This window comes from Chitinophaga sp. 22308, from assembly GCF_052045305.1.
In the GTDB taxonomy this organism is placed as follows: Bacteria; Bacteroidota; Bacteroidia; order Chitinophagales; family Chitinophagaceae; genus Chitinophaga; species Chitinophaga varians_A.
The window spans coordinates 578,422-601,390 of the sequence record NZ_JBQEOP010000006.1 but is presented as its reverse complement, the minus strand read 5'-3'; the positions used below and the strand labels follow the sequence as shown (position 1 = coordinate 601,390).

Sequence of the window (22,969 nt, the reverse complement as noted above, 5' to 3'; positions counted from 1 at the left end):
AAAAATCAGCATATGTATCTGCAAGAAAAAACAATCAATGAGCAGGCGCTCCCGAAGGTGCTGCACTTTAACGAAAACATCACGGTCGATGACTTTATTGCATGGGCACGTACCCCGGAAAACCCTGTACATCAACGGGTGTTGGAGTCCGGCGCTGTTTGGGTAAGAGGCCTGAACATCGACTCTGCGGAAAAATTTCAATACCTGATGCAGGAGTTGTATCCTAAAACGAAAAGTTTTCTTGATGGAAACTCCAGCAGAGGGAAATATACCTCTACGGTGTACAACGCTTCAGAATATGACGCAGGGTCCATCATACAGCTGCATACAGAGTATTCCTACTCCGGAGAATGGCCTTCCGTTATTTGTTTCTGTTGTGTTGTAAAACCTGATCTGGGAGGAGAAACAACGGTAGGTGACTGCAAAGCGGTGCTTGAAAAGCTGAGCGCTCCGCTGGTAAATGATTTCCGGAAGAAAGGGATCACTTATGTCAGAAACCTCCACGGAGGGCAGGGCTTAGGGCCATCCTGGCAGGAAGCATTCGAGTCGGAAGACAAAAGCTTCATCAACGATTATTGCGCAAAGCATCATATCACCGTTGAGTGGCGTAACGACGGGACAGGAAGGTTTATCCAGACAAGGCCGGCGATCAGGCTGCATCCGCAGACAAATGAAGAACTGTGGTTTAACCAGGTAGACCAGTTCTACCCGCAGATATATGGCCCGGAGGTATACGATGCATTGCTGGCAATGAGCAACGGCATAAAAGAAAATCTGCCCATGTATGCCACCTTTGGTGACGGAACGGATATCCCACTGGAATATATCCAGGAGATCATTAAAGTGCTGGAAGAAGTGACGGTCCCGGTGAGCTGGGAAAAAGGAGACCTGCTTATTGTAGATAATATGGCCTCTTTGCACGGAAGACTGCCCTACAAGGGCAACAGGAAAATACTTGCCTCTATGGCGTAACAGAAGACCCTCTTAATTGACTTGTTATGACACCAAAATATAAATCATATAACATCCATGCCCTGGAATCTATTCCCTATCTGCAAAAGATGGACAAGGCAATTATTGAAGACATCAAAATTGTTGGCGAAATATATCCATTTAAGACAAACAATTATGTGTTGGACAACCTCATCGACTGGGAAAGAGGAATTGATGATCCGATATTCAGGCTGAATTTTCCTCATCGCGGCATGCTGACAGAAGAGCACTACGATAAGTTAAAGTGGGGAAGGGACCGCCTTGCTAAAGATGAGTTTGCCGAACTGGTAGATCAGATACGAATGACGCTGAACCCGCACCCGGCTGGCCAGACATCCTTCAATGTGCCGTTTGAAAATGGCGTGAGACTGGAAGGCCTTCAGCATAAATACAGAAATACCGTATTGTATTTTCCCAGCCATAGCCAGACCTGCCATGCATATTGTACTTTTTGCTTCAGGTGGCCGCAGTTTGTTTCCAATGCGGAATTGAAGTTCCAGTCAAAAGAACTTGATTCACTGATCAGGTATCTGAACTATAATCCTCAGATCACGGATGTATTGCTGACTGGCGGAGATCCGATGGTGATGGGGCCACAGATCCTTTCCAGATATATCGACGCGTTGATTGGCGTGAAAAGTTTGCGCAATATCAGGATCGGTACCAAGTCGCTTACTTTCTGGCCATTCAAATTTACAGCTGAGGAAGGGCATCAGGAGGTGCTGCAAATACTTCGGAAGGTTACCGACAGTGGGAAACACCTGGCCATCATGTCGCATTTTAACCATCCGGCAGAATTGAAGTCAGATGTGGTGATCGACGCGATAAAAAACCTGAGGGCAACAGGTGCTGAAATCAGGACGCAGGCGCCGCTGCTCAGGACCATCAATAATAAAAGCGAGATTTGGTCGGAAATGTGGGAACGTCAGGTACAGCTGGGATTGATACCCTACTATATGTTTTTGCCGAGAGATACAGGAGCACAGCATCATTTCGCGGAAGACCTGCGGACTGCGTTGCATATCTATAAGAACGCTATCCAAAAACTAAGCGGTATTTGCCGTACCGCCAAAGGGCCGGTGATGTCGGCGCTGCATGGCAAAGTGGAATTGCTGGACTGCGTGGACGACGTGTTTTATTTGCGTTATCTGCAGCATCGCGACCCTGGTATGGCTTACAAGGTCTTTAAGGGCCGTGAGGCCATTGACAATCCCAAATGGTTTTCTGATCTTACCACTGTTGATAAATATGAGGAGCGCTATTTCGAGGAGGTGAAGCGTGTTGAGGTAGGAGTGTAAGGCTGGGGACTAATAACGAACGGCAGGAATAATATAGTTAACCAGTATATCAAAAAACTGTTTGGCCTGCCGTGAGTCAAAGTTTCCCTGTGTACAAACAACAACCAATGCCAATTCCCTGATCACCAAAATGTATTGTCCACCATTGCCCGAGCTGAACTGGCAGGTATAATAGTGGTTGCCCGCTTTTACGGACTCCGTGTACCAGCAAAGCCCATAATAGGCCGGCTTGCAGAGCGTATCTGTAAGTCCGCTTTGACCAACAAAAGAGAACGAAGGAATTCCGGTGATGGGAGAGGTGGCAATGTGCAGATATTCAGATGAGATGATATGCTTATCAAAGAAATAGCCATTGTGTAAAACCAGTTGCCCGATTTTAAGCATGTCCGGCCCTGTCATAAAAAATGAACCACCGGACATATAGTTGCCGGAAGGGTCTTGTGTCCATCTATAGTCCCTGATCCCCAGCGGGGCAAAGAGGTGTTCGGCGGCGAAATCCGCGAGCGGTTTTCCTGTGGCTGCTTCTATCACTGCGCCGGCGATCAGCGCATTGCAGGTGCTATAGGACCACCGCTGGCCTGGTTTGTGGGCCATCGGCCTGTCCAGGCAGAAGGTGATCCAGTTCTCACTTTCTTCCATAGGTGTTTCACAGTCATGGGTGGAAAAGAACTCTTCGCAGATGAGCCCTGATTTCATGGCAAGCAGGTGCCGTAGCGTAATCTCTTTCTTCTGGTCGGTAAAAAAAGCAGCGTAGGCGGAGTTGTGGAAGTACTGAAATACTTTGTCGTCAAGACTATGCAGATATCCCTTGTCTATGGAAATGCCTGCCAGCAATGACAGGATGGATTTAAAGGATGACCTGATGTCAAACAGCGAATCTGCCTGGTGGCCAGGGAAATAGTGTTCATAGATAAGGTCATCTTTTTGATAGATGAGCAGACTGTAGAGATTAGGATACTTGCTGTCAGTAATATTGTTTTTCAATGCATCCATCGGTAGGTGCCGTTAGGGATGTTAATTTAATACTTTTTATATAAAAATGTATGTCCGTGAGGACAAATCAAGCCTTACAGCACCTGGCTGTAAGGCTTGATTTGCTTGTGCTTATTTGTTTATGCGCTGAAGTGCTGCCAGCATTGCTTCTCCCACTGCTTTTGCAGAAGCCGGATTTTGGCCGGTGACCACCCGCTGGTCTGTGACTACATGCTGCTGCCAGAGGCCGGACTTTTCAAAGATGGCACCGCGCGCTATTAAAGTTGTCTCCAGCAGAAAAGGGACCACCTTGTCCAGTTTTACGGCTGCTTCTTCTTCATTGGTGAATGCATTGATTTTTTTCCCGTCTACCAGGTATTGGCCACTGCTTAACCGGATGTTGACGAGTCCGGCAGGGCCATGGCAGACAGCACTGACTATGCCGCCGGCTTCGTAGATCCTGCCGGCGATGCCGGCCAGTTCAGTATTGTCTGCAAAGTCCCACATGGCGCCATGTCCGCCGGCATAAAAAATAGCGGCATATTTTGAAGGATCTACGGCCGACGGTTTCATGGTATGCGTTATTTTTTGGTGATAGGTGGCGTTGTTCCAGAATTTTTTGTTGATGGGATCTTCAAGATTGAATCCATCGACAGGGGCTTTGCCACCTTGTGGGCTCACAAAATCAATTTCGTAGCCGGCATCGTGCAGGACTTCCCAGGGATGCGCCACTTCCGCGAGATAATAGCCGGTAGGTTGACCGGTACTGCCTTTTTTGTCGTGGCTGGTCACCACAAACAGAATTCTCTTTTCCATATGTTTTCCTTGTTGTTTAGTTTGTGCAGCTGCCGGATTGTGCGCAGCACTAATAGCCATTAATCCGATAATGATTGATAAGATTGCCTTTTTCATATGTTCGATTTGACAAGGCAAAGCTCTTCAAAAGGGCCATGATGGCACAGGAACTTTATCACAAGTTTAGTGTGATGCAGATCACACTATTTGGAAAAGCGGCTCAGTGTCTCCCTGGAGACACCAAGGTAGGCCGCAATCAATGTCTTCGGTACCCGTTGGAAAAGTTGGGGATAGGTGGCGAGCAGCTGCTGGTAGCGTTCTTCGGCGGAACTGTTTAATAACGATAAAATCCGTCTCTGTAAAGCAACATAACCGGCATTCGATTTTCTTCTGAAAAAATGCTCGATTTTATGCAGATCGGCGCATATTTTCTCCCTGTTATGCAGGGACAAACAAAGCACTTCTACCCCTTCAATACAGTCAATGGCGAGGCTGGAAGCCGTTTCATTGAAATATGCCTGATAGTCCGTGATCCACCAGTCTTCCCAGGCAAATTGGAGGATATGCTCTTTGCCGTCGTTGGGATTGGTGTAGGATGCTTTTAAAAGGCCTTTGGTAACAAAGAAATCATAGGGGACGGGAGTATCTTCCTGAACGAGGAACTGGTGTTTTTTATATTTTTTGGAGGTGAAGTGGGACAGGATGTATGCAAACTCACTGTCAGTGAGGGGAGTAATTTTTTCGATCTGTTGTCTTAGTAGTTCGCTCATGGGACGCCGGAGTAGGATACTTTAAAGCGAAAGTACAATATAACATTTTCTTTTTATTGCATTTTCCAAATAAATCACTACTTTAATATCGGAATAACACAACATCGAATGTTGTCTGCCATGAAAAACCTATGCACATAAAATTGATGTCCTATGATCAAACGAATTGTACCAACTGTCTATAACCGATATTGATGAATTAACTGGTCGCAACCTCATACCTCAAGAATAGCCAGACCTGCGCTGAATATTAACCTATCATGAAAAAGAAAGACACCGTTAATGTGATTTTAATTGGGTGTGGTCCGCACGCCAGACGTATTTATCTTCCTGCATTACGTAACCTCAAACAGGTAAAACTGGCTTTGGTGGTTGACCTGGAAAGCGAAGCACTGACCGTACGTAATGCTGTTGCCGATTTGGAAACGGAACTATGGCTGATCAAGCCTTTTGCAGGTGAGCTGCCTTCCGCATTGAAAGACAAACTTTCCGCATTTGTTGCAGAAAAGCAGATTGACGGGGTCATTATCGCTACTGAGCCGCTTGTACACAGAGCCTATGCGGAATGGGCTTTAGCTGATGAACTCAATATCCTGATGGACAAGCCCATCACTACAAGAACAGACGTCACCAGCAATTTGGATCATGCCCGTGGAATCCTGCAAGACTACTATGTATTGCTGGATGCGTATAACGATCTGCAAAGCAAAACGGAAACCGTTTTCATGATTAATTCACATCGTCGTTTTCATAAAGGGTTTCAGTTTGTGCAGGACCAGATCAGGGAAGTTGCAGCGCGGACAAACTGTCCGGTTAGTTTTATTCAGGCATATCATAGTGACGGACAATGGCGGCTGCCCCATGAAATTATCTCGCAGAAGTACCATCCTTACTGCTTTGGCTACGGAAAGGCATCCCATAGCGGGTATCATATTTTTGACACCATTTATCAGTTTTACAAAGCCGCCGCATTGCCGGGCAAAGTAGCAGATGAAATGGAAGTGGTCAGTTCCTTCCTGAAGCCTAATGGTTTTTTTACGCAGTTAAATGAACAAGACTATCAATTTGTTTTCGGAGAAGCGTATAAACAGGTTAATCCATGGTCAGAACAACAACTACGGGAGATATGCGGCAATTTCGGTGAAATGGATGTTTCATCCGTTATCGCGCTGAGGAAATATGGAGAGGTGATCGCGAATTTTAATGTAAACCTGGTCCATAATGGATTTGCTGGCAGAACATGGCTGATGCCCGGGGTGGATTTGTACAAGGGCAACGGAAGGATTAAGCATGAAAGTTATCATATCCAGCAGGGCCCGTTTCAAAACATCCAGGTACACGCCTATCAGGCATATGACAAACATGATCAGGACAGGGGACCGGAAGAGCAGCTGGGAGGGAAAAACCATTTTGATATATACGTGTTTCGCAATCCGCTGATTGCCGATGGGGATATTCAACCGAAGGTCTATAAGTATTCAGATTTGGCCGGAGGCCAGGCTGGTGAAGACGGCGCGGCCATCACCATGGAACGCGTCAAGTTTAAGGTAGTGGAAGAGTTTGCCGATTATCTGGCCGGCAGAAAGCCGAAACACGAAATTACTTCTCAAATAAACGACCATGTTGTTCCTGTGAAGATGATGAGTGGGATTTATTGTTCTTATATTACCGGACAAAGGGCCAGCTACGATATTGAAATGGATGCCATCCGGCCCTCAGATCAACACTACTGTAAAAATGGTAGCTCCGGTGCTTTGGTGTAATGAGCCGTTGAACCATTTGGTGTAAAAAACGTTATCCAATCACAATTTTCACTTCAAAAACCATAACGTATGAAAACACCTATTGAATCAACAATCATTAGTGAAATCAGCCATTCCATTGGCGTGCCTGAGAATGCTATCTCTGCTGATCAGACGATGGATGATCTGGGAATGACTTCTATTCTGGCAGTACAGCTGTCATCTAAGCTGCAGCAGCAGTTTGGTATAACAGACATGAGTGGCATCTCTACCAGTAATACGGTCGGCGAGCTTGTGGATTATGTTCAAAGTAAGGCTTCCTAAATCAGGCCTTTAATAATTCAGTTGCCGGAAAGCATTATACATTTGTGTATAATGCTTTCCTCTTTAGTTAATACAAGTATTGATTAATATTTAAATATAAAATAGCGCTGTATTTATTATATTTTGGTTGACGGGAGGACTGTTCTATCACCACAAATACTGACAGTAAAGATGTACGAGGCTGTTATAAAAAACCTGCGGCGGCACATTGAGCCGACCAGGGAGGAAACCGAAATCTTTTTATCGCTGGCAGTGGCTAAAACCATCAGGCGGAAAGAATGTTTGCTGAAAGAAGGAGATGTGGCAAGGCAGCAGTTCTTTGTGATCAGCGGCTGCCTGCGGACGTATACCATTGACGCAGGTGGTAAGGAACATGTTTTAATGTTTGCGCCGGAAGACTGGTGGTGCAGCGGTGACCTGTACAGCTTTTTGTCAGGGCAGCAGAGCGTCAATAACCTCGAAGCGCTGGAACCCACCACGCTGTTACAAATCGGCAAAGATGATCTGGATGTTTTGTTCCGGCAGGCGCCGGCATTCGAACGGTTTTTCAGAATACTGTTTCAGAATGCTTTTGTTTTTCATCAAAACAGGATCAGCGCCAACCTGTCGCAGCCGGCAGAAGGCCGGTACGCATTGTTTACACAGACTTACCCTGGCCTGGAAAGCCGGATACCACAAAAATATATCGCCTCGTATATCGGTGTTACCCCCGAATTCTTTAGCCAGATGAAGGCTAATATGTTCCGGAAAAAACCTTAATGTACCTTATTTTTTGAGGGGGGAGTGAGTTGTTGCTTTGTAGTATTAAATCATTCGGTATATGGAACACAAAGCAACCGTACAGCCTGTTTTCAGCGAAAAGCCGTTCGCGGAGAAAAAATTTATCGACATAAAAGGCCGCCGCATGGCCTACATAGATGAAGGAGAGGGCGACCCCATTGTATTTCAGCATGGCAACCCCACGTCGTCCTATCTCTGGCGGAACATCATGCCTTATTGCCGTGGCCTTGGCCGCCTGATTGCCTGTGACCTGATTGGCATGGGTGATTCGGAAAAGCTCCCTGACTCCGGGCCCGGACGGTATTCCTATGCGGAACAACGCAGTTTTCTTTTTGCATTGTGGGAGGAATTGAAGCTGGACAGGAACGTGCTGCTGGTGCTGCATGACTGGGGCTCCGTATTGGGTTTTGACTGGGCCAACCAGCACCGTGTCCGTGTGCAGGGTATTGTGCATATGGAAGCCCTGGCTGTCCCTTTTAAATGGGATGAATTTGAACCTAAGATGCGGGATTTGTTCCGCGAACTGCGCTCCCCTGCAGGCGAAGAGTTGGTGCTAAAGAACAATGTCTTCGTGGAAAAAGTATTACCGGCAGGGATTTTCCGGCAGCTCAGCGAGGCCGAGATGGCCGAGTACCTGCGTCCTTATCTTAACGAAGGAGAGGACCGTCGCCCAACTTTATCATTCCCGCGGCAGATAGCGTTGGACGGCGAGCCAAAAGAAGTGGCCGGCGTGGTGACGGACTATGGAAGGTGGCTTCAGCAGAGTTTTGTTCCCAAGCTGTGGATTCATGGTAATCCGGGCGCCGTGGAGAATGACAGCGTTCGAAAGTTCTGCAGTACCTGGCCCAATCAGACAGAGGTATTGGTAAAGGGTAAACACTTCCTGCAGGAAGACAGCCCGATGGAAATCGGGGAAGCCATTGCAGCATTTGTAAAAAAGTTGCGCTAACAGGAGGATTTCCGGGAAAACAGAGAAGCCTTACAAGTAAATGCTGTAAGGCTTTTTGATGTCGTGCCGTATTTGTATAGTTATCTAGTGAGGTCTCCGAAGGTTTTTAAAGTAGGGTAAAAGTGGTTATTTTTGGCCCTATTTTTGGAAAATCGAGGACTTCATGCGAACTACATTAAAATCACTATGTCTGCTGGTGTTACCATTGGCCAGCTTTGCACAGAAAACTGTTTTGCCCGGACACCCAGACGTTAACACCTCCCGTTTGAAACCTGGAAAATCACTGTACACGATCTATTATGTAAAGGATAACAACTGGGACAAAAAGGGAACTTTCACCAATGAAATAAGCGTTTCCGGGAATGAACTAAAGTTTATAGCCGACTACACCGATGAAAAGGGAAAATGGTACAAAAAAAGAACTTCTGTCGCCGATGCCAAAACACTCAGCCCGGTCAGTTATAAGTCCGAGGGCCTGAAAAGCACGCTGGAAGTGAATTTCGGTAACCCCGTTACCAGTAAGGAGCGTTTCGTGAACGGGGCTAAGGACAAGCTGGTAACATTGAAGCCTAACGGTAAATATGTCGATTTTAACGTGTCAGAAATCATGTTTACCACTTTACCGCTGGACGTGGGATATAAGGCCATCGTACCGGAATTTTATTTTGGTAACAGTCCTGACAGCGTATTATCCAACTATGTTGTAAAAGATGTGAAAAGCTACATATTTCGCTCGCTTAAAACAGGCAATCATGAAAGCTGGCTGGTGAATGTACTGGAAGAAGAATCCGGCGCGGTTTACACGTATATCATAGATAAAAAGGACCACCGGATCTGGCAGCGGGAAATGCCTGCCGGCAAAGGCATTACAGAAATCTGTGTGAACGAGGAGCTGGATTATCAGCCAATAGAAGCCAGGTTCGATAAAGAAGAAAATCTCAGAAGAGTAGAAAAGGGCAACAGTGTTATTACCGGTACCGCCTTTGCGAGAGATCACAACGGCAGTAAATTGCAGGTAGTGAACATCCAGAGAGCGCAATATGCTCCTAAAGGCACCGTGGTAACTATTCTTCCTAATTCCGCCTATATCGAGGAATGGAAGGAAGTGAACAGGAAGATAAGGAAACGTGGAAAACTGCCTGAGGTACCGCTCGATCCTAACGTTGGCGCCTGTGTTAAACAAACAACCGTGTATGATGACAAAGGGCATTTCGAATTCACTAACCTGATGCCTGGCGAGTATATCCTGTATACCTCCTTTGGCTATACGCACCGGTATTCCTACTCCTATCAGTCCGGAACATCGAATTTAGTCCACCCAAGCGGAGCGGTGTTGTCATCTTCTCCTATTTATAGTTCAGGTAGCGGCGCCACAGGAGCCACCGCACAGATAGAAACGAAAGTCACCATCAAAAAAGATGGTGATAAAGTGGATATTACCCTGAAAGACGTGCGGTAAAATTTTTCGACAAAGCCAATAATAAGAAACGCCTTCGACTGATGTTGAAGGCGTTTTTATTTTGAGTAATAGTTTGAAAATCAATGTGTATAATATTTCTGGTATTAATATTTCACGCCTGCTGACATAAGGCTGTCACCGGTGGTTTTTTTCTTTGTGTGACTAAAAACAGTAACTATGAATTTTTCTTCTGCCAGGATTATCACCGCAGACATTAAGCGCCTTGTTCAGTTTTATGAAAACGTGACCGGAACACCCTTCACATGGTATACAGACGAGTTTGCTGAATTGCGTACCCCGCTGGCATCGCTGGCTATTGGCAGCACTAAAACACTGGCATTCTTTGGAGGAGAGGCAGTGGCCACGGCCGCCACTAACCGCTCTGTTATTATTGAGTTTAGGGTGGAAGACATTGACAGCAGTTATGAAGCACTGGCTGAATTCCTAAACGACGCGGTGGTACAGCAACCAACAACGATGCCCTGGGGAAACCGGTCTTTGTTGTTCAGGGACCCGGATGGTAATCTCATTAACTTTTTTACACCGGCAACTTCCGAAGCGAAAAAGAGATTTGATTAATCTTATATGTCCGAGCCTTACGACGCACCGTTGTAAGGCTCTTGCAGTATTTCGAATAATGACTATAAAGAGGAGAGAAGGTGTAACGAGTAGTGTGACTTTTGGTGGTGACCGCAGAAAACTATTTTTGGGAAGAAATGGTAGCCCAATGATTTTATACTTAGTTTAGCGGTTATGATGGATTTATCTGATGGAGAGCGACACATTCGCCGTGTCACGAATTTTCAGGACCTTGTCACTACGCCATTTAAAGGGGAGGTCAATGCGATTTGCTGGGCCCGTACACTAGCGGGTGATTTTTCCGAGATCGTTAACAAGATAGCACTAACCGGCAATATAACGGAAGTTGACCCGGCGGAGCTTCGTGCGCTTCAGCTGAGTGAACAAGGGGAACTTGCCCGCGAAACGCTGTTACGCGACCTGCAGGCACTGAAAGATCATGGCGCATCACCGGTCCTTAATGTGATAGATCATTATGATCAGGATGATGCCTTCCCGTTTTTTCCAACCGATGTTTATTCATTTCACGTAGATCGTTCTCCCATACCAACGGACACCTTTTTATGCACCTACTATGGTGATGCCAGTGACATACTGCCCAATGCACAAGGTCAACAGAAGATACTTATTCCTGCCATACGTGCTGAGCTCAAAAAGCTGTATCATGGGCCGGCGGAAGGCTTTGACTCATTTTTAAGCGAACATTTCTTTGATCTGCATTACCAGGCGTCGCCTGATGCACGTCCAATCAGCTTAGGCGTCGGCAACCTGTGGCGGCTGGCGGTTGATCATCCTGAAAGCCAGGTCCCTCCCTGTCTTCATCGGGCGCCAAGAGAAAAATCCGGGCAGAAAAGGTTGCTGTTGATTTGTTGATGATAAATCCTGTTCGGTAACATTTTTTAAAAAATAATACAACAATCCGGAATTAATAACTAATTTTAAGGCAGATACCTTTTCTATAACAGGGTATCTGTCTTTCTGCCTTTATATATTCCCGCCCGCCTTTATTTATTCCCATGTTTTTTCTGATAGCGTTCGCTTATTTAATTATCGAATATAACTAACCAAAGATCTGATTGCTATGAAAAAAAAGGGATTTTTAATCGACATGGACGGCGTAATCTATAAAGGCAGTGAACCTATTCCCGGGGCTGTGGAGTTTATTAATGGACTCCGGGACAAAGGGTTGCCCTTCCTCTTCCTCACCAACAACAGCCAGAGAACCAGCAGGGATGTTTGCTACAAGCTGAATAAAATGGGCTTTAAAGTAAATGATACGGATATTTTCACCTGTGCCATGGCCACAGCCAGGTACCTGGCATCCAGGAAGGAAAATGGTACCGCCTATGTGATTGGTGAGGGTGGCTTGCTGACGGAACTGCATAATGCGGGTTATTCCATTGTAGACGACCAGCCGGATTACGTGATCATTGGAGAAGGCAGAACGATCATGCTGGAGTCAGTGGATAAGGCTATAAATATGATCATGAAGGGCTCGAAGCTCATTGCCACCAACCTGGACCCCAATTGCCCGATGGGAGGGGGGAAATACCGGGTAGGCTGTGGCGCGTTGGTGGCCATGCTTGAATTTGCCACGGGCATCAAAGCTTTCAGCGTTGGAAAACCAAGTCCGGTGATGATGCGTATGGCGAGAAAAGCGCTGCAGCTCACGACAGATGAAACCGTCATGATAGGTGATACTATGGGGACAGACATACTGGGGGCAGGTTCCATGGGTTTCACTACCGTGCTAACATTAACAGGCGTGACCCGGGAGGAAGACCTGGCACATTTTGGCTACTCTCCGGATTTCATTATCCGCTCCATCAAAGACCTGCTGGACGAAGAGCTGTTTATGCGGGTGATGGGAGCACCGGCACTCGTTACAGACGAATATTAAACGGAATCAAAATGTGGGTGTCTCAAAAGTCTGTTTGAGACACCCGTTTGTTTTCAGGACAATATCGATCCGCGCAAATGAATGCCGGTGTAGGAATCTGTCCGTGCTGTCAGCGCTTCCGGTGTTCCTTCGAAGATGATCTTTCCGCCTTTGTGTCCACCTTCCGGTCCCATATCGATGATCCAGTCGGCCTGTTTGATCACATCGAGGTTGTGTTCAATCACTACTACGGTATTACCTTTTTCCACCAATCCGTCGATTAGCTGGACCAGTCTTCCTACGTCAGAAAGATGCAGGCCGGTAGTTGGTTCATCCATCACGTATATACTGCCTTTTTTATGTAGTTCACTGGCCAGTTTGATCCGCTGACATTCTCCGCCGGAGAGCGTACTTAACGGCTGGCCAAGTGTCAGGTATTCCAGTCCTACTTCGATCATGCTGTCCAGCTTGCGGCAGATGTCTTTGGCAGTAAAGAAGTCGCGCGCTTCGCGGACAGTCATTGCAAGTACATCCGAGATAGATTTGCCATTGAGCTGGTAATTCAGCACTTCTTCTTTATAACGTTTGCCTTCACAGACTTCGCAGGGTGTTTTCACACCTTCCAGGAAAGCAAGATCAGTATAGATCACGCCGCTGCCCTGGCAGTTTTCACAGGCTCCTTTGGAATTGAAGGAGAAGAGGGAGGCGTCGACCTGGTTGGCCGTGGCAAATGCTTTCCGGATCAAATCCATGCTGCCGGTGTAGGTCGCTGGATTAGACCTTGAAGACGTACCTACAGCCGATTGGTCAATTACCACCGCCTGCGGATAGGCATGTAGAAAAGCGTGATGAATAAGGGAGCTTTTGCCTGAACCGGCGACGCCGGTTACCACCGTCAATACGCCTTCGGGGATATTGACACTGACGTTGTGAAGATTATTGGCGTTGGCATTGAGAACAGGAAGCTGGCCTCTTGGCGACCGGCAGGTTGTCTTCAGCGGCAGGCTGTGTTTCAGGTATTTTCCTGTCAGCGTATCTGAATGCAGTAAACCTTCCAGTTCACCTTCGTACATGATCTGTCCGCCCCGAGTACCTGCATGGGGGCCTACGTCCACAATGTGATCGGCAATACGGATCACATCGGGATCGTGTTCCACTACAATCACTGTATTACCTTTATCGCGGAGTTTTTGAAGCAATACGTTCAACCGGTACACATCTCTCGGATGCAGTCCCACGCTGGGCTCATCAAAGATGTACAGCACGTCTGTGAGGCTGCTGCTGAGATGTTTTACCATCTTCACCCTTTGTGATTCGCCACCGGAGAGCGTATCTGTTTCCCTGTTCAACGTAAGATATTCAAGCCCCATATCTACCAGGTGTTGTAACCGTTCTGTCAGCGTACGGACCATCGGTGCTGCTACGGCATCGTCAATATCCTTTAAAAAGGTAATCAGTTCACCTGCTTCCATGGCCGATAACTCGGCGATATTGTGTCCTTTGATCCTGCAGGACAGCGCGGCCTCATTGAGGCGGGCGCCCTTACAGGCGGGGCATGGGCCTTCCTGCAGATATGGGCGGATCATTTTCTGCGTTCTGTCAGAAAGTGTTTTGATGTCACGGCGGATATAGGCCCGTTCGAATTTTTCTATCACACCCATATAAGTGGCGTTCATATTCCCCTCGCCGAGCCGAAGTTTAAACTTCCTGGGCTGGCTGTAGAGCAGCAACTCCATTTCTTCTTCCGAATAATCTGCCAGCTTTTTATCTACATCGAAAAAGCCGCTGTGCGCATACATGTCTTTCTCCCAGGTAGCCAGTCCGGGCGCCTGTATGGCGCCTTCTTTAAGTGATTTGCTACGGTCTATGAATTTGGATGCGTCGAAGCCCAGCTTGCGTCCCCGGCCGCCGCATTGCGGGCACATGCCCTGGGGATCATTGAAGGAAAAAGCATTGGCATAACCAACGTAGGGTTTCCCGATACGGGAAAAAAGTACCCGCAGCACCGGTGATATATCCGTGATGGTACCCATGGTGGAATGAGATCCTCCGCCCAGCCGTTTTTGGTCTACTACAATAGCCATGCTCAGCTTTTCAATGGAGTCCGCATCCGGCTGTGGAAATTTAGGCAGCAGCGAACGGATGAACATGCTGAAATTCTCATACAACTGGCGCTGGGCTTCCGTTGCGATAGTGTCAAAAACGATCGAAGACTTGCCAGACCCCGATACGCCCGTAAAAATGATGATCTTTCTTTTGGGAAGGCGAAGGTCGATGTTTTTCAGGTTGTTCTCCCTGGCGCCGCGGATTTCAATAAATTCTGGTATCATGGAGGCATAAAAATTTTGAGGAGATGTAAAGTAAAATAAATAACTGGTTTTTAAAGCCGGGTTTCGCAGTTTTTCCCGGTGACAATTTACTGCCAGTTGAGCGAACCTTACCATTTACTGGTAAAATAATCTCAAACTCCGACTACTTGCCTTAAAATAGAAGAGGCATCTCACTTATCTGGTTTTTGTTCTCTACTAATCCCTTTGTTTTTAACAAGATCATTTAACCTTTCTACGATTGAAATTGCTGCATATGCTGGCAAGCACCAAGATTTAGAATTCTATTGATTTATTTTCTAATTGGAATTTCCGTTGGTTATTTCTTCTATGGAAATTTTTCAAAAAAGAGGTGTCTTTTATTCAGCAAAAAATTTTGGTATAAGTCGGATTTGAATCTAAGGAGTTGATTTTTGCGGGGGTAAAAGAGATACATTTTGACCACCATGATAAGGAGCCTTATTGATCCGGAGGGTACTGAAAACAAAAAAGCACTTACATATTATTGTAAGTGCTTTTTTATGAAGTCGGGACGACTAGATTCGAACTAGCGACCCCTTGCACCCCATGCAAATAGGTATAGAATATAAGGTATGCCAAATAAACTGTAGTTGTATTGATAAATAAGTAATTAAATATTTTATTTTATTTTAAATTGAGCTAAAGTAATTTAGCGCATCCTTGGAGTATACTGAGAGGATACCGGAACGATACTGGGAGTGAGTATGGGAACCTTATTTGTCCTACATTCACCTGATTTTATATGCACTCAGGAACTTTTTATTATCCTGATTAGGAAAATTATAACGCAGATTTGACGTCCAGAGGCCTTCTCTGAAGACTATTTCAGCAGCGCGGGAACATAGGTTAAATATGGAAGAAAGTTTCCCTGGTGCCCTAAATAAACCCGATTGGTCACCGATTTTTGACAGCAATTTAAGCCGCTTACCCCCACACAGTGGTACCGGCAGTTTAGATCTGATATTGTAATGATGTTCGATGGCGGTAGGTGGCAATATGAACACATCAGGCTTGGCAAAGGACCTGACTACACAACCTACCTGGAGAAACGCGGCTATCTTGGAGCTGCCCCACTTAGCAACAAACAGCCTGCAGGTCACAGCAGATGTGGATTTTAGTGCTATTACCGACAACGCTGTTGTACAGCAGTTGAATATCTCAGCGCAGATTCTAATATGTGTTGCAAACGACTTGTTCAGCCTGGGGAAAGAGGCTGGACACAGCCATGGTGGTGCTCTATTTAATATCGTTAACATACTGGCCTCTGAAAAGAACATCTCCACGGAAGTGGCCATCCAGCTGGCCGCTGAGGTTCATGACAACAGGATGATGCAATTTGTAGAACTTACCAATGCTACCCCGAAAAATCCCAATATTCAAAGGTATATTGACGGATTAGGGGCACTTTGGGCAGGTAATATCCTTTGGAGTACTCGGTATTCAACTAGGTATCCCCATCATTACCTGGGGTGAGATTGAAAGCCTTACCGGGGGCTAATGGACAAAGCTCTCCAAAAGGGAGAGCTTTGTCCATATTATCAACTATCTTAAACAGGTAAGGTGTACAGTGCTGCAGTCATTCGGTGTTTGGTTAAAAATGCATTGATTTATAGGCCTTAGCACAAATTATATAATACTGATAATAGCTGGAAAAAACGATCACACAAAACCTTTACATTATTTCAAATTACACTATATTCGTTTGAGTAGATTTAAAATGTAATTTTTGCAGTTTGGTTACTGCCAGAGTTTCAACATGTGAACTGCACTGTTAAGTCCAGTTAGAGGAACTACAAAAAGCAGGTTGTGAACGAATCCTTAAAGAAAGAAAAGCGTAGTAGTAGACCGGAAAAAGTTTAATAAGTTGGTGGAGCAGTTACGGGATGGAGATGCTTTATGTGTAACTGAGATTTCTCGTTTGGGCCGAAAGACGGCTGATCTTATAAGATTACAGGATGATCTTCATAAAAAAGGAGTTCATTTTGTTAGCATTCTGAAGGGGATTGATACGCATACGGAAATGGGAAGCTGTGGTTCAATATCTGTGCAATCTTTACCGAGAATGATAAGAAATACATTAAGAACAGAAGCGATAGAGCCAAAGATTCAGCAAGAGCAAGGGGAATAAAGGAGGTAAACCTCATGGCATATCCGAAGAAGCCCGGAAAAAGGCATTAATAGTACAGTTGCTTTATGAGCAAGAGCAGCCAGTGGAAAGTATCAGGAAGGCACTGAAAATAGGCACCAATACTACATTTTATGAGTACCTCCGAATGTCGACATAATTTCAAAAAACATTCGGTACCAGGACACTGAGGCCCTATACCTGGTCTAATCTCAAAAATCGTTCGTAACACTCAATAATAAACACATTAATTTAAAAGAGAAGCTATGAAAGCAAATGTCCAATATGGCGATTTTAAAGGATCTGCTGCTGCTGATATTTCTGATTCTCTGAGTAGACTTGCAGGTAATAGCCTCAAAGGCATTGGCAAGTACTTCAAACTCGATGAGAAACGGTTTGATCCTGTAGGTATATCTATTTATGGTACCGATCATTTTTATATTTCCCTGCTTTGTGTGGACAAAAACAAAAGCAAAGAGGGAAAGGAACATATTGTTAGTATGTCAATGGATGTGGCTGACGATAGAGAAATTTTGCGGATCTTGTTTAAGAGATTAAATATTGTCCTCTACAGCAGATTTGACACCCAGTATGAAAACCTGAATTATGATCAGGAGGTACTATATAGTGACTACCATGAAAGTGACGAAGATTAGTAGATCTTTCACAATTTCGTATCATTATTAATTTCGAAAAACGTTCAATAAAAACACACAATGTCATTACAAGATCTCTGAGGTTCGTTAACATTAATGCAAAAGGTTGCTGTTATTACAGTATTAAAGTGGGTTGGGCAATGGTCAATGATCTGTATCCTGCGAGCCGTCAAATCGATTAATGGAAACAGCAAAACTTATTGGTCTTGATTTGTCAGACCCTCTACAGTCGGCTTTTGAGGAAGATGACAATCTATTAAGCATTCAGCTGAAGGGTCTTAACAAATATCAAAAAATTTGGTTCGCTACTGAACTATCTAGCTGCGACAGAAAAGGGGGAAATTGCCCCCAATGTGGCACAGGTAGTATTGATGATTTGTGAATGCATGGAGATGTCCGCAGATCGATATATAGAAATTATACAATTTGTTGGCGATCTACAGAACCTCCATTAGCCATCTTTTCATGTCCATGCAGACACCTTGTACAGCTCTAGTTACAGATTCATTAATTTCAAAAAGCGTTCATTTTTTTCAATGCCCCCTAAAACTCATTGTTATGAAAATTCTCCCTATCCTCTTTGTTATACTTCTATTATTCTTTACTAAATTTGCCAGTGGGCAAATAGAATTCAAGTTTAATTCCTGTCTGAATCAGTGGAGCGAATTTAAAGACGCAGATAGTAACATCAAGGTGAAAGCTGCTTACATTAAAAACGATATCGGTATGCGTTGGTGGATAAGATTTCTTAACCCCAATGATAAAGATATACGGTTCGATTGTACAGTTTACGGACCAACGTCATATTCCACAAAAAAATAACCATCCAAGGGCGCAGTGTTACAGGTGTTATATCGGTTGATGGATTGGGTGATTTATGGGCAGAGGATACAGGTAGACTGCTTCCACTTCCTTTCGATCCATCTAAATTTCCGACACCCCCGGATAGTGGTTGGCTAATTACACCGTAAAATTCAAATTTTTTTTTAGAAAAAAACATAATATATGGCAAAACATAATGTTTACTTTGACTTACCAGAAAGAGAAATTGGTAATGTGGATGCACATTTTAAGGTCTATAAAGATGGTGAAAAGTTAGGTCAGATAACAATATCTAAAGGTGGGATTGACTATTACCCAAACAAAAGGAAAAAACCAATTACAATCAATTGGACACAATTTGATGAGCTGATGAAAAATTTTGAAGGTAAATAAGTTTTGATATACTGTTTCAAAAAACGTTCGATTTAGCTCATAAACAAATAGAGTGGGCAGTGAAATTGTAGTTTCCCACTTTATTTAAATCATATACTATGAATTGTGATTGCTTTGAAATAATACAGCGAAGTATTAGAACAGCAGAATAGACAAAGAGATTCAGATAAAAGGTTTATCGATTCTAGATTACAGGCAGTTTAAATATGGCGAGGATAGTATTTTTAAAGTTACATCCTCTATAATCCATGTTAGAGGCAGATGGCGAATTTGGGGCTGTAGATGTAGAGATCAACCAGGAATTTTGCCCTTTTTGCGGTACTCCGGTAAAACAATAAGCTCGGTCTCTGTATTAATTTCATAAAACGTTCGTGTCTTAGTCACCGGTAGGAGGACTTCGCACTTGGTCGCCATCAGGGATTCCGAGAAGGATCTTTACGATTTTTCCGGCAGATAGCACTCGTCCAAAATAGCTTATTTTCAAAAAAACGTTCAATATGCAAAGATTTAAAATACGATTGCGATTTACGCATACGCCCGCTGACCATAGTAATCCCATGAATGTGATTTTAAATGATGATTATAATACAAGTGTTGGGCGATGTGATATTACCCATGAGAACGGAGAGGTGATAGGCTATTTTTCGCTGCAAGTGGATGTACCAGATACAATGTTTGTGTATTATCGACATAATATCCCAGAAAACTTCTTTTATGCAATTCAGCTTAGGGAGAATCCATTTCCTGATAGGGGAACTTTTACCATTGGAGAATTAGCAAGATAGTTTTGTCAAAAAACGTTCATATCCTGGGCATCAGGCGGATTCCGGAATTTCTAATGATTCCAATTATTCCGATGTAATCAACATTTCAAAACACCGTAATAGCGAGGCACTGCGGCACCAGGTCATACCAGTAGCGTAGATTTCTTCAGAGTGTTCTGCATCCATAAAACCGCAGACTTTTGTCTACGATCTTTAAGCACCAAAGTATCTGCACACGCCGAAATACTCATCAACTCCTACCGGGATACAGCTTCCAGAGCACACAGCTCAACTAATCACTCCCGTCATGTATATTCCAGAAATTCTGGCTGGTCAGGCAGCTAATAGTGGACAGCGGCAGGCCATCGGCTCCGGAATTTCTAACATCGAGTGTAATAGTACTCCTTTTCACTTTTATCGTTTATATATTAAACAATACTGATTGGGCTAAACGATGTAAAATGCTTAGACCGTGGGGATAGGATTTTTTTTGAAATTATGCCTACCCTAAAAAAAGGAGATATACCGCTTTACACTATTGATTCTCATGGCCTGCTTAGATTAGATGTCGGGTATCCAGATGGATATTTACCTATTACCACAGTTTTTCGAGGTGCCATAGTACAAAGGATAGGCCACCTGGTAAGCAGCTTATCCTTTAACTGAACTCCTCGTTCTGCATTTATAAATTACATCTAGCTCAGAGGCTGATTGATTTCAATCAGTAAAATGTCGTATCTTCATGTCTATGATCTATTGATCAGGATACAGTTTGTTGCTGGACCAAACAAGAACATCCCCAACCATTGCCTAAAACAACAAAATCAACCAAGGACCCTCTATGGATAAGATATCTGACTTTTTCCATGACATTAAAGACCGGGCCACCAACCCGCTGATTTCATCCTTCGTTATTGCCTGGCTCCTCTGGAACTGGAAGATACCTGCTGGAATAGTGTTCCTAAAGCCTGAAACCCTATCTAAGCTAGGCTATGGCTCAATGATTGACTTTATCCAGCATGAAATTAGTAACGGTTGTAGAACGATTTTTGGGCCATTAGGCTCGGCAGTATTATACACGGGGGCTATACCTTTTGTAAAATGGGGTATTTCTGTGTTTTATACCTGGACCAGAACCAGAAGTAACAGATCAAATTTGAAAATAGTAGGTACTGGTATAATCCCCGGATCACTATTCATCCAAATTCGTGATGAGTATGAGAAGGAGATAAAAGAAATGTCTGATAAGATTTCTACCGAAGCAGCAACTCTTGTTCAGAATAAAGAATTGTCTGATAAAAATCAACAGCTTGCTCAAAAACTTGTTGCTGCAACCCAAGAAATTAAGACAAGTACTGCAAAATATACACAGTTGATGATGCGTTTTGAATATAGTAACCTTGACGGAATTTGGTATTGTTATATGACGCTTCCAAATCACATTAAAGTTTTTCGACACTATCGCTTTGTTAAGGATGAAATATTTTTCCTCGAGAATGACGAAATGACCAAAGTTGGTAACATTAAAGGCTACTGTATCAATTTGATAAAAAGTGCAGTTTCTCTTGTAACTACTTCGATTGAAGGAAATGTATCCTACTATTTTTTGAATTACAATGATGATTTTTCCGAAATGGAAGGATATGACCTTGAAGGCTCTACCTATCGCTATTCTAGAAGGCGAATCCAAGATTTGGATAACCATATGCTAGAATCAAATGCAAATCAAGAAATAGCAAGTTTAAATTTTGATGCAGAAGATGTCTAATAATAAATAAAATTTTTCCTCAAGATCATTTTTACGAGGTACTTATATTTTCTTTTATTTGTATCTGCGTTTATATCATGTTCTACTAATTAATTGGTTACAACACAGATCAGGTTTCGTTGATACAAAATAGAGGCAAAAACCTAAAGGATTTTTTTTGAATTTTATCAGACCAGAAATCGGAATTCATTTATGCAGCAGGAGATTATAAAGAATTTTCATCAGAAGCTATTAAAAATTGGAGAGGAGTTTGAAATAATATAATTGACGTACTGAAATTTCGTAATTCATCATAATTGTATAATGAAAAGTATTATTTGTTTGATCCCGGATTCCGCTGGAAATATTGCATTGACTTCATACGACAAGGATACGAGGTTACTAATAGGGACTTCTCGTGATTGGGTGGAAACCAAAACGACTTCCGTTATGCTCGCTTTTCTACATGAAGTGAAATTAGATCCTTTTCTGTATGAGTCGTCATTGGAGATAAGTTTTCTTGATTTTGAAGATGATCCACGAGAAATTTTTGAGATTCAAGAAATATAAGATTTTTGTAGAATTATCTTTGATAACTTTCCTACATTACCTTTTTTTCTTATGCAAAAATGGCTATGATGGGTTTGGATCCAGCTTTCAGATGTTTTTCGCGATTCTAACAGCTATCGAGATAAAAAAAGATATCTCCAGTGAGCTTGGATTTGTTTGGGATACAAAAAAGTCATATACTCTTATGCAGGATTGCCTTGTTGCTGTCCAGCAAATGTTAGCAGATCATGGCTATGGCGCCCTAGCTTCATTAAAAGTTTTGAAGCAATTGCGCAGCGAACATGAATCAATAATTAGAATTATTTGGCGGATATTATGAGTTAAAGATCCAATGTAATCTGACATTGGACTAATTTTCTAGAATCAGATATTTTGCTAGACCTCCAGAGGCTATTGTCTGAGCATAAAGAATTAATTCCTTCCTTTATTGAAGAGTTACTCCGTTTTAGGATCACTGTTCCTACTCTGTGTCAAATTGTTAAAGAAGATACGGTTATTAATCACCAATACCTCAAAAAAGGAGATATAGTGACAGCATGGATATGCACCGCAAGCAGGGATAGGGCTGTCTTCGACTCACAAATATATTTGACCTTGAAAGAGAAACAGCATCTCAACATTTGTCATTAGGACATGGGGTTCATTCTTGCGCAGGCTCCTTTCTTTTGCGTGCTGAAACAAGAATATCCTTAGAAGTAATCCTGCGAAGTTTACAAGATATCGAATTGGTTGGAACACCAGCCCTCAATGATAGTCTATTGGCTAGTGCTTTTGACCAGCTACATATTAGATATTCTCGACGACGCAATTAAGTTGCTGACTTGAGAACGACCCAATATTATCATAATTGGAGAATAAAACTAACAATCCATAATAAAAACATATTTGGTGTCTATTAGTGCTATGCTGCAGACTTAATTTTTTCCCGTTCATACTGGTATTGGATATGTTATTGCAAGTTTTGAAATCCTACTGCTTTAAATCTGAAAGAACTTTTGAGTTCC

20 protein-coding genes and 1 pseudogene are annotated in these 22,969 nt (G+C 43.6%); 17 read left to right on the top strand and 4 right to left on the bottom strand.

Going from position 1 to position 22,969, the window contains the following annotated elements; translation table 11 throughout:
* Window positions 1-12: 12 nt before the first annotated feature.
* Entirely contained in the window at window positions 13-972 is a 960-nt protein-coding gene (locus tag ACTJJS_RS26160; RefSeq protein ID WP_440666249.1) for a TauD/TfdA family dioxygenase, read from the top strand.
* A gap of 26 nt (window positions 973-998) precedes the next feature.
* Complete coding sequence (locus tag ACTJJS_RS26155) at window positions 999-2,291, top strand: KamA family radical SAM protein (RefSeq protein ID WP_168875177.1); 1,293 nt, start codon at window positions 999-1,001, stop codon at window positions 2,289-2,291.
* 9 nt (window positions 2,292-2,300) lie between these two features.
* Here the strand turns inward: ACTJJS_RS26155 and ACTJJS_RS26150 are convergent, their stop codons facing one another.
* From ACTJJS_RS26150 to ACTJJS_RS26140, 3 genes are all read right to left on the bottom strand, one after another.
* The gene (locus ACTJJS_RS26150) at window positions 2,301-3,284 is read right to left on the bottom strand and encodes a serine hydrolase domain-containing protein (RefSeq protein ID WP_440666247.1); all 984 of its coding nucleotides are present in this window, start codon (window positions 3,282-3,284) and stop codon (window positions 2,301-2,303) included.
* A 111-nt stretch (window positions 3,285-3,395) separates the two neighbouring features.
* Window positions 3,396-4,079 carry a type 1 glutamine amidotransferase domain-containing protein gene (locus ACTJJS_RS26145; protein ID WP_440666245.1) on the bottom strand — a complete coding sequence of 228 codons (684 nt, stop codon included), beginning with the start codon at window positions 4,077-4,079 and terminating at the stop codon, window positions 3,396-3,398.
* A 182-nt stretch (window positions 4,080-4,261) separates the two neighbouring features.
* Complete coding sequence (locus ACTJJS_RS26140; protein ID WP_440666244.1) at window positions 4,262-4,828, bottom strand: Crp/Fnr family transcriptional regulator; 567 nt, start codon at window positions 4,826-4,828, stop codon at window positions 4,262-4,264.
* Window positions 4,829-5,088: 260 nt separating this feature from the next.
* Here ACTJJS_RS26140 and ACTJJS_RS26135 point away from each other — a divergent pair, with 260 nt between their 5' ends.
* The 8 genes from ACTJJS_RS26135 (at window position 5,089) to ACTJJS_RS26100 (ending at window position 12,561) form a co-directional block, all read left to right on the top strand.
* Window positions 5,089-6,591 (top strand): Gfo/Idh/MocA family oxidoreductase, encoded by a 1,503-nt coding sequence (locus tag ACTJJS_RS26135; RefSeq protein ID WP_440666242.1) that lies wholly within the window; start codon window positions 5,089-5,091, stop codon window positions 6,589-6,591.
* Between the two features lie 69 nt (window positions 6,592-6,660).
* Window positions 6,661-6,894 (top strand): acyl carrier protein, encoded by a 234-nt coding sequence (locus ACTJJS_RS26130; RefSeq protein ID WP_168875182.1) that lies wholly within the window; start codon window positions 6,661-6,663, stop codon window positions 6,892-6,894.
* Window positions 6,895-7,065: 171 nt separating this feature from the next.
* Window positions 7,066-7,653: a Crp/Fnr family transcriptional regulator gene (locus tag ACTJJS_RS26125; protein ID WP_440666240.1), complete on the top strand. Its 588-nt coding sequence runs from the start codon at window positions 7,066-7,068 to the stop codon at window positions 7,651-7,653.
* 61 nt (window positions 7,654-7,714) lie between these two features.
* A complete protein-coding gene (locus ACTJJS_RS26120) occupies window positions 7,715-8,623 on the top strand; it encodes a haloalkane dehalogenase (RefSeq protein WP_440666238.1) in 909 nt (302 codons plus the stop codon).
* A gap of 163 nt (window positions 8,624-8,786) precedes the next feature.
* Complete coding sequence (locus ACTJJS_RS26115) at window positions 8,787-10,082, top strand: hypothetical protein (RefSeq protein ID WP_440666236.1); 1,296 nt, start codon at window positions 8,787-8,789, stop codon at window positions 10,080-10,082.
* A gap of 177 nt (window positions 10,083-10,259) precedes the next feature.
* The gene (locus ACTJJS_RS26110) at window positions 10,260-10,661 is read left to right on the top strand and encodes a VOC family protein (protein ID WP_440666235.1); all 402 of its coding nucleotides are present in this window, start codon (window positions 10,260-10,262) and stop codon (window positions 10,659-10,661) included.
* Between the two features lie 174 nt (window positions 10,662-10,835).
* Window positions 10,836-11,534 carry a hypothetical protein gene (locus ACTJJS_RS26105; protein WP_440666233.1) on the top strand — a complete coding sequence of 233 codons (699 nt, stop codon included), beginning with the start codon at window positions 10,836-10,838 and terminating at the stop codon, window positions 11,532-11,534.
* 208 nt (window positions 11,535-11,742) lie between these two features.
* Complete coding sequence (locus ACTJJS_RS26100; protein ID WP_168875187.1) at window positions 11,743-12,561, top strand: HAD-IIA family hydrolase; 819 nt, start codon at window positions 11,743-11,745, stop codon at window positions 12,559-12,561.
* A 53-nt stretch (window positions 12,562-12,614) separates the two neighbouring features.
* Here the strand turns inward: ACTJJS_RS26100 and ACTJJS_RS26095 are convergent, their stop codons facing one another.
* On the bottom strand, window positions 12,615-14,870 hold the full coding sequence (locus tag ACTJJS_RS26095; protein WP_440666231.1) for an ATP-binding cassette domain-containing protein: 2,256 nt from the start codon (window positions 14,868-14,870) through the stop codon (window positions 12,615-12,617).
* Window positions 14,871-15,866: 996 nt separating this feature from the next.
* Between ACTJJS_RS26095 and ACTJJS_RS26090 the strand changes: the two genes are divergently transcribed.
* From ACTJJS_RS26090 to ACTJJS_RS26060, 7 genes and pseudogenes are all read left to right on the top strand, one after another.
* Window positions 15,867-16,361 (top strand): terpene synthase family protein, encoded by a 495-nt coding sequence (locus tag ACTJJS_RS26090; RefSeq protein ID WP_440666229.1) that lies wholly within the window; start codon window positions 15,867-15,869, stop codon window positions 16,359-16,361.
* Between the two features lie 379 nt (window positions 16,362-16,740).
* Window positions 16,741-17,016 (top strand): annotated as a pseudogene (locus ACTJJS_RS26085) (recombinase family protein); the annotation flags it as partial.
* 263 nt (window positions 17,017-17,279) lie between these two features.
* Window positions 17,280-17,669 (top strand): hypothetical protein, encoded by a 390-nt coding sequence (locus ACTJJS_RS26080; RefSeq protein WP_440666228.1) that lies wholly within the window; start codon window positions 17,280-17,282, stop codon window positions 17,667-17,669.
* 1,005 nt (window positions 17,670-18,674) lie between these two features.
* Window positions 18,675-18,884 (top strand): hypothetical protein, encoded by a 210-nt coding sequence (locus ACTJJS_RS26075; RefSeq protein ID WP_440666227.1) that lies wholly within the window; start codon window positions 18,675-18,677, stop codon window positions 18,882-18,884.
* A gap of 497 nt (window positions 18,885-19,381) precedes the next feature.
* On the top strand, window positions 19,382-19,669 hold the full coding sequence (locus ACTJJS_RS26070; RefSeq protein ID WP_440666225.1) for a hypothetical protein: 288 nt from the start codon (window positions 19,382-19,384) through the stop codon (window positions 19,667-19,669).
* An 820-nt stretch (window positions 19,670-20,489) separates the two neighbouring features.
* Window positions 20,490-21,416, top strand: a complete 927-nt coding sequence (locus tag ACTJJS_RS26065; protein ID WP_440666224.1) for a hypothetical protein — start codon at window positions 20,490-20,492, stop codon at window positions 21,414-21,416.
* A gap of 921 nt (window positions 21,417-22,337) precedes the next feature.
* A complete protein-coding gene (locus ACTJJS_RS26060) occupies window positions 22,338-22,595 on the top strand; it encodes a cytochrome P450 (protein ID WP_440666223.1) in 258 nt (85 codons plus the stop codon).
* Window positions 22,596-22,969: the final 374 nt, after the last annotated feature.

What these genes read in the sequence shown, in the direction of transcription:
- ACTJJS_RS26130 (WP_168875182.1), top strand. Translation starts at nt 6,661, where the DNA reads ATGAAAACACCTATTGAATCAACAATCATTAGTGAAATCAGCCATTCC.
- ACTJJS_RS26160 (WP_440666249.1), top strand. Translation starts at nt 13, where the DNA reads ATGTATCTGCAAGAAAAAACAATCAATGAGCAGGCGCTCCCGAAGGTG.
- ACTJJS_RS26140 (WP_440666244.1), bottom strand. Translation starts at nt 4,828, where the DNA reads ATGAGCGAACTACTAAGACAACAGATCGAAAAAATTACTCCCCTCACT.
- ACTJJS_RS26125 (WP_440666240.1), top strand. Translation starts at nt 7,066, where the DNA reads ATGTACGAGGCTGTTATAAAAAACCTGCGGCGGCACATTGAGCCGACC.
- ACTJJS_RS26150 (WP_440666247.1), bottom strand. Translation starts at nt 3,284, where the DNA reads ATGGATGCATTGAAAAACAATATTACTGACAGCAAGTATCCTAATCTC.
- ACTJJS_RS26080 (WP_440666228.1), top strand. Translation starts at nt 17,280, where the DNA reads ATGAAAGCAAATGTCCAATATGGCGATTTTAAAGGATCTGCTGCTGCT.
- ACTJJS_RS26075 (WP_440666227.1), top strand. Translation starts at nt 18,675, where the DNA reads ATGGCAAAACATAATGTTTACTTTGACTTACCAGAAAGAGAAATTGGT.
- ACTJJS_RS26120 (WP_440666238.1), top strand. Translation starts at nt 7,715, where the DNA reads ATGGAACACAAAGCAACCGTACAGCCTGTTTTCAGCGAAAAGCCGTTC.
- ACTJJS_RS26095 (WP_440666231.1), bottom strand. Translation starts at nt 14,870, where the DNA reads ATGATACCAGAATTTATTGAAATCCGCGGCGCCAGGGAGAACAACCTG.
- ACTJJS_RS26105 (WP_440666233.1), top strand. Translation starts at nt 10,836, where the DNA reads ATGATGGATTTATCTGATGGAGAGCGACACATTCGCCGTGTCACGAAT.
- ACTJJS_RS26145 (WP_440666245.1), bottom strand. Translation starts at nt 4,079, where the DNA reads ATGGAAAAGAGAATTCTGTTTGTGGTGACCAGCCACGACAAAAAAGGC.
- ACTJJS_RS26115 (WP_440666236.1), top strand. Translation starts at nt 8,787, where the DNA reads ATGCGAACTACATTAAAATCACTATGTCTGCTGGTGTTACCATTGGCC.
- ACTJJS_RS26100 (WP_168875187.1), top strand. Translation starts at nt 11,743, where the DNA reads ATGAAAAAAAAGGGATTTTTAATCGACATGGACGGCGTAATCTATAAA.
- ACTJJS_RS26110 (WP_440666235.1), top strand. Translation starts at nt 10,260, where the DNA reads ATGAATTTTTCTTCTGCCAGGATTATCACCGCAGACATTAAGCGCCTT.
- ACTJJS_RS26065 (WP_440666224.1), top strand. Translation starts at nt 20,490, where the DNA reads ATGGATAAGATATCTGACTTTTTCCATGACATTAAAGACCGGGCCACC.
- ACTJJS_RS26070 (WP_440666225.1), top strand. Translation starts at nt 19,382, where the DNA reads ATGCAAAGATTTAAAATACGATTGCGATTTACGCATACGCCCGCTGAC.
- ACTJJS_RS26090 (WP_440666229.1), top strand. Translation starts at nt 15,867, where the DNA reads ATGGCGGTAGGTGGCAATATGAACACATCAGGCTTGGCAAAGGACCTG.
- ACTJJS_RS26135 (WP_440666242.1), top strand. Translation starts at nt 5,089, where the DNA reads ATGAAAAAGAAAGACACCGTTAATGTGATTTTAATTGGGTGTGGTCCG.
- ACTJJS_RS26155 (WP_168875177.1), top strand. Translation starts at nt 999, where the DNA reads ATGACACCAAAATATAAATCATATAACATCCATGCCCTGGAATCTATT.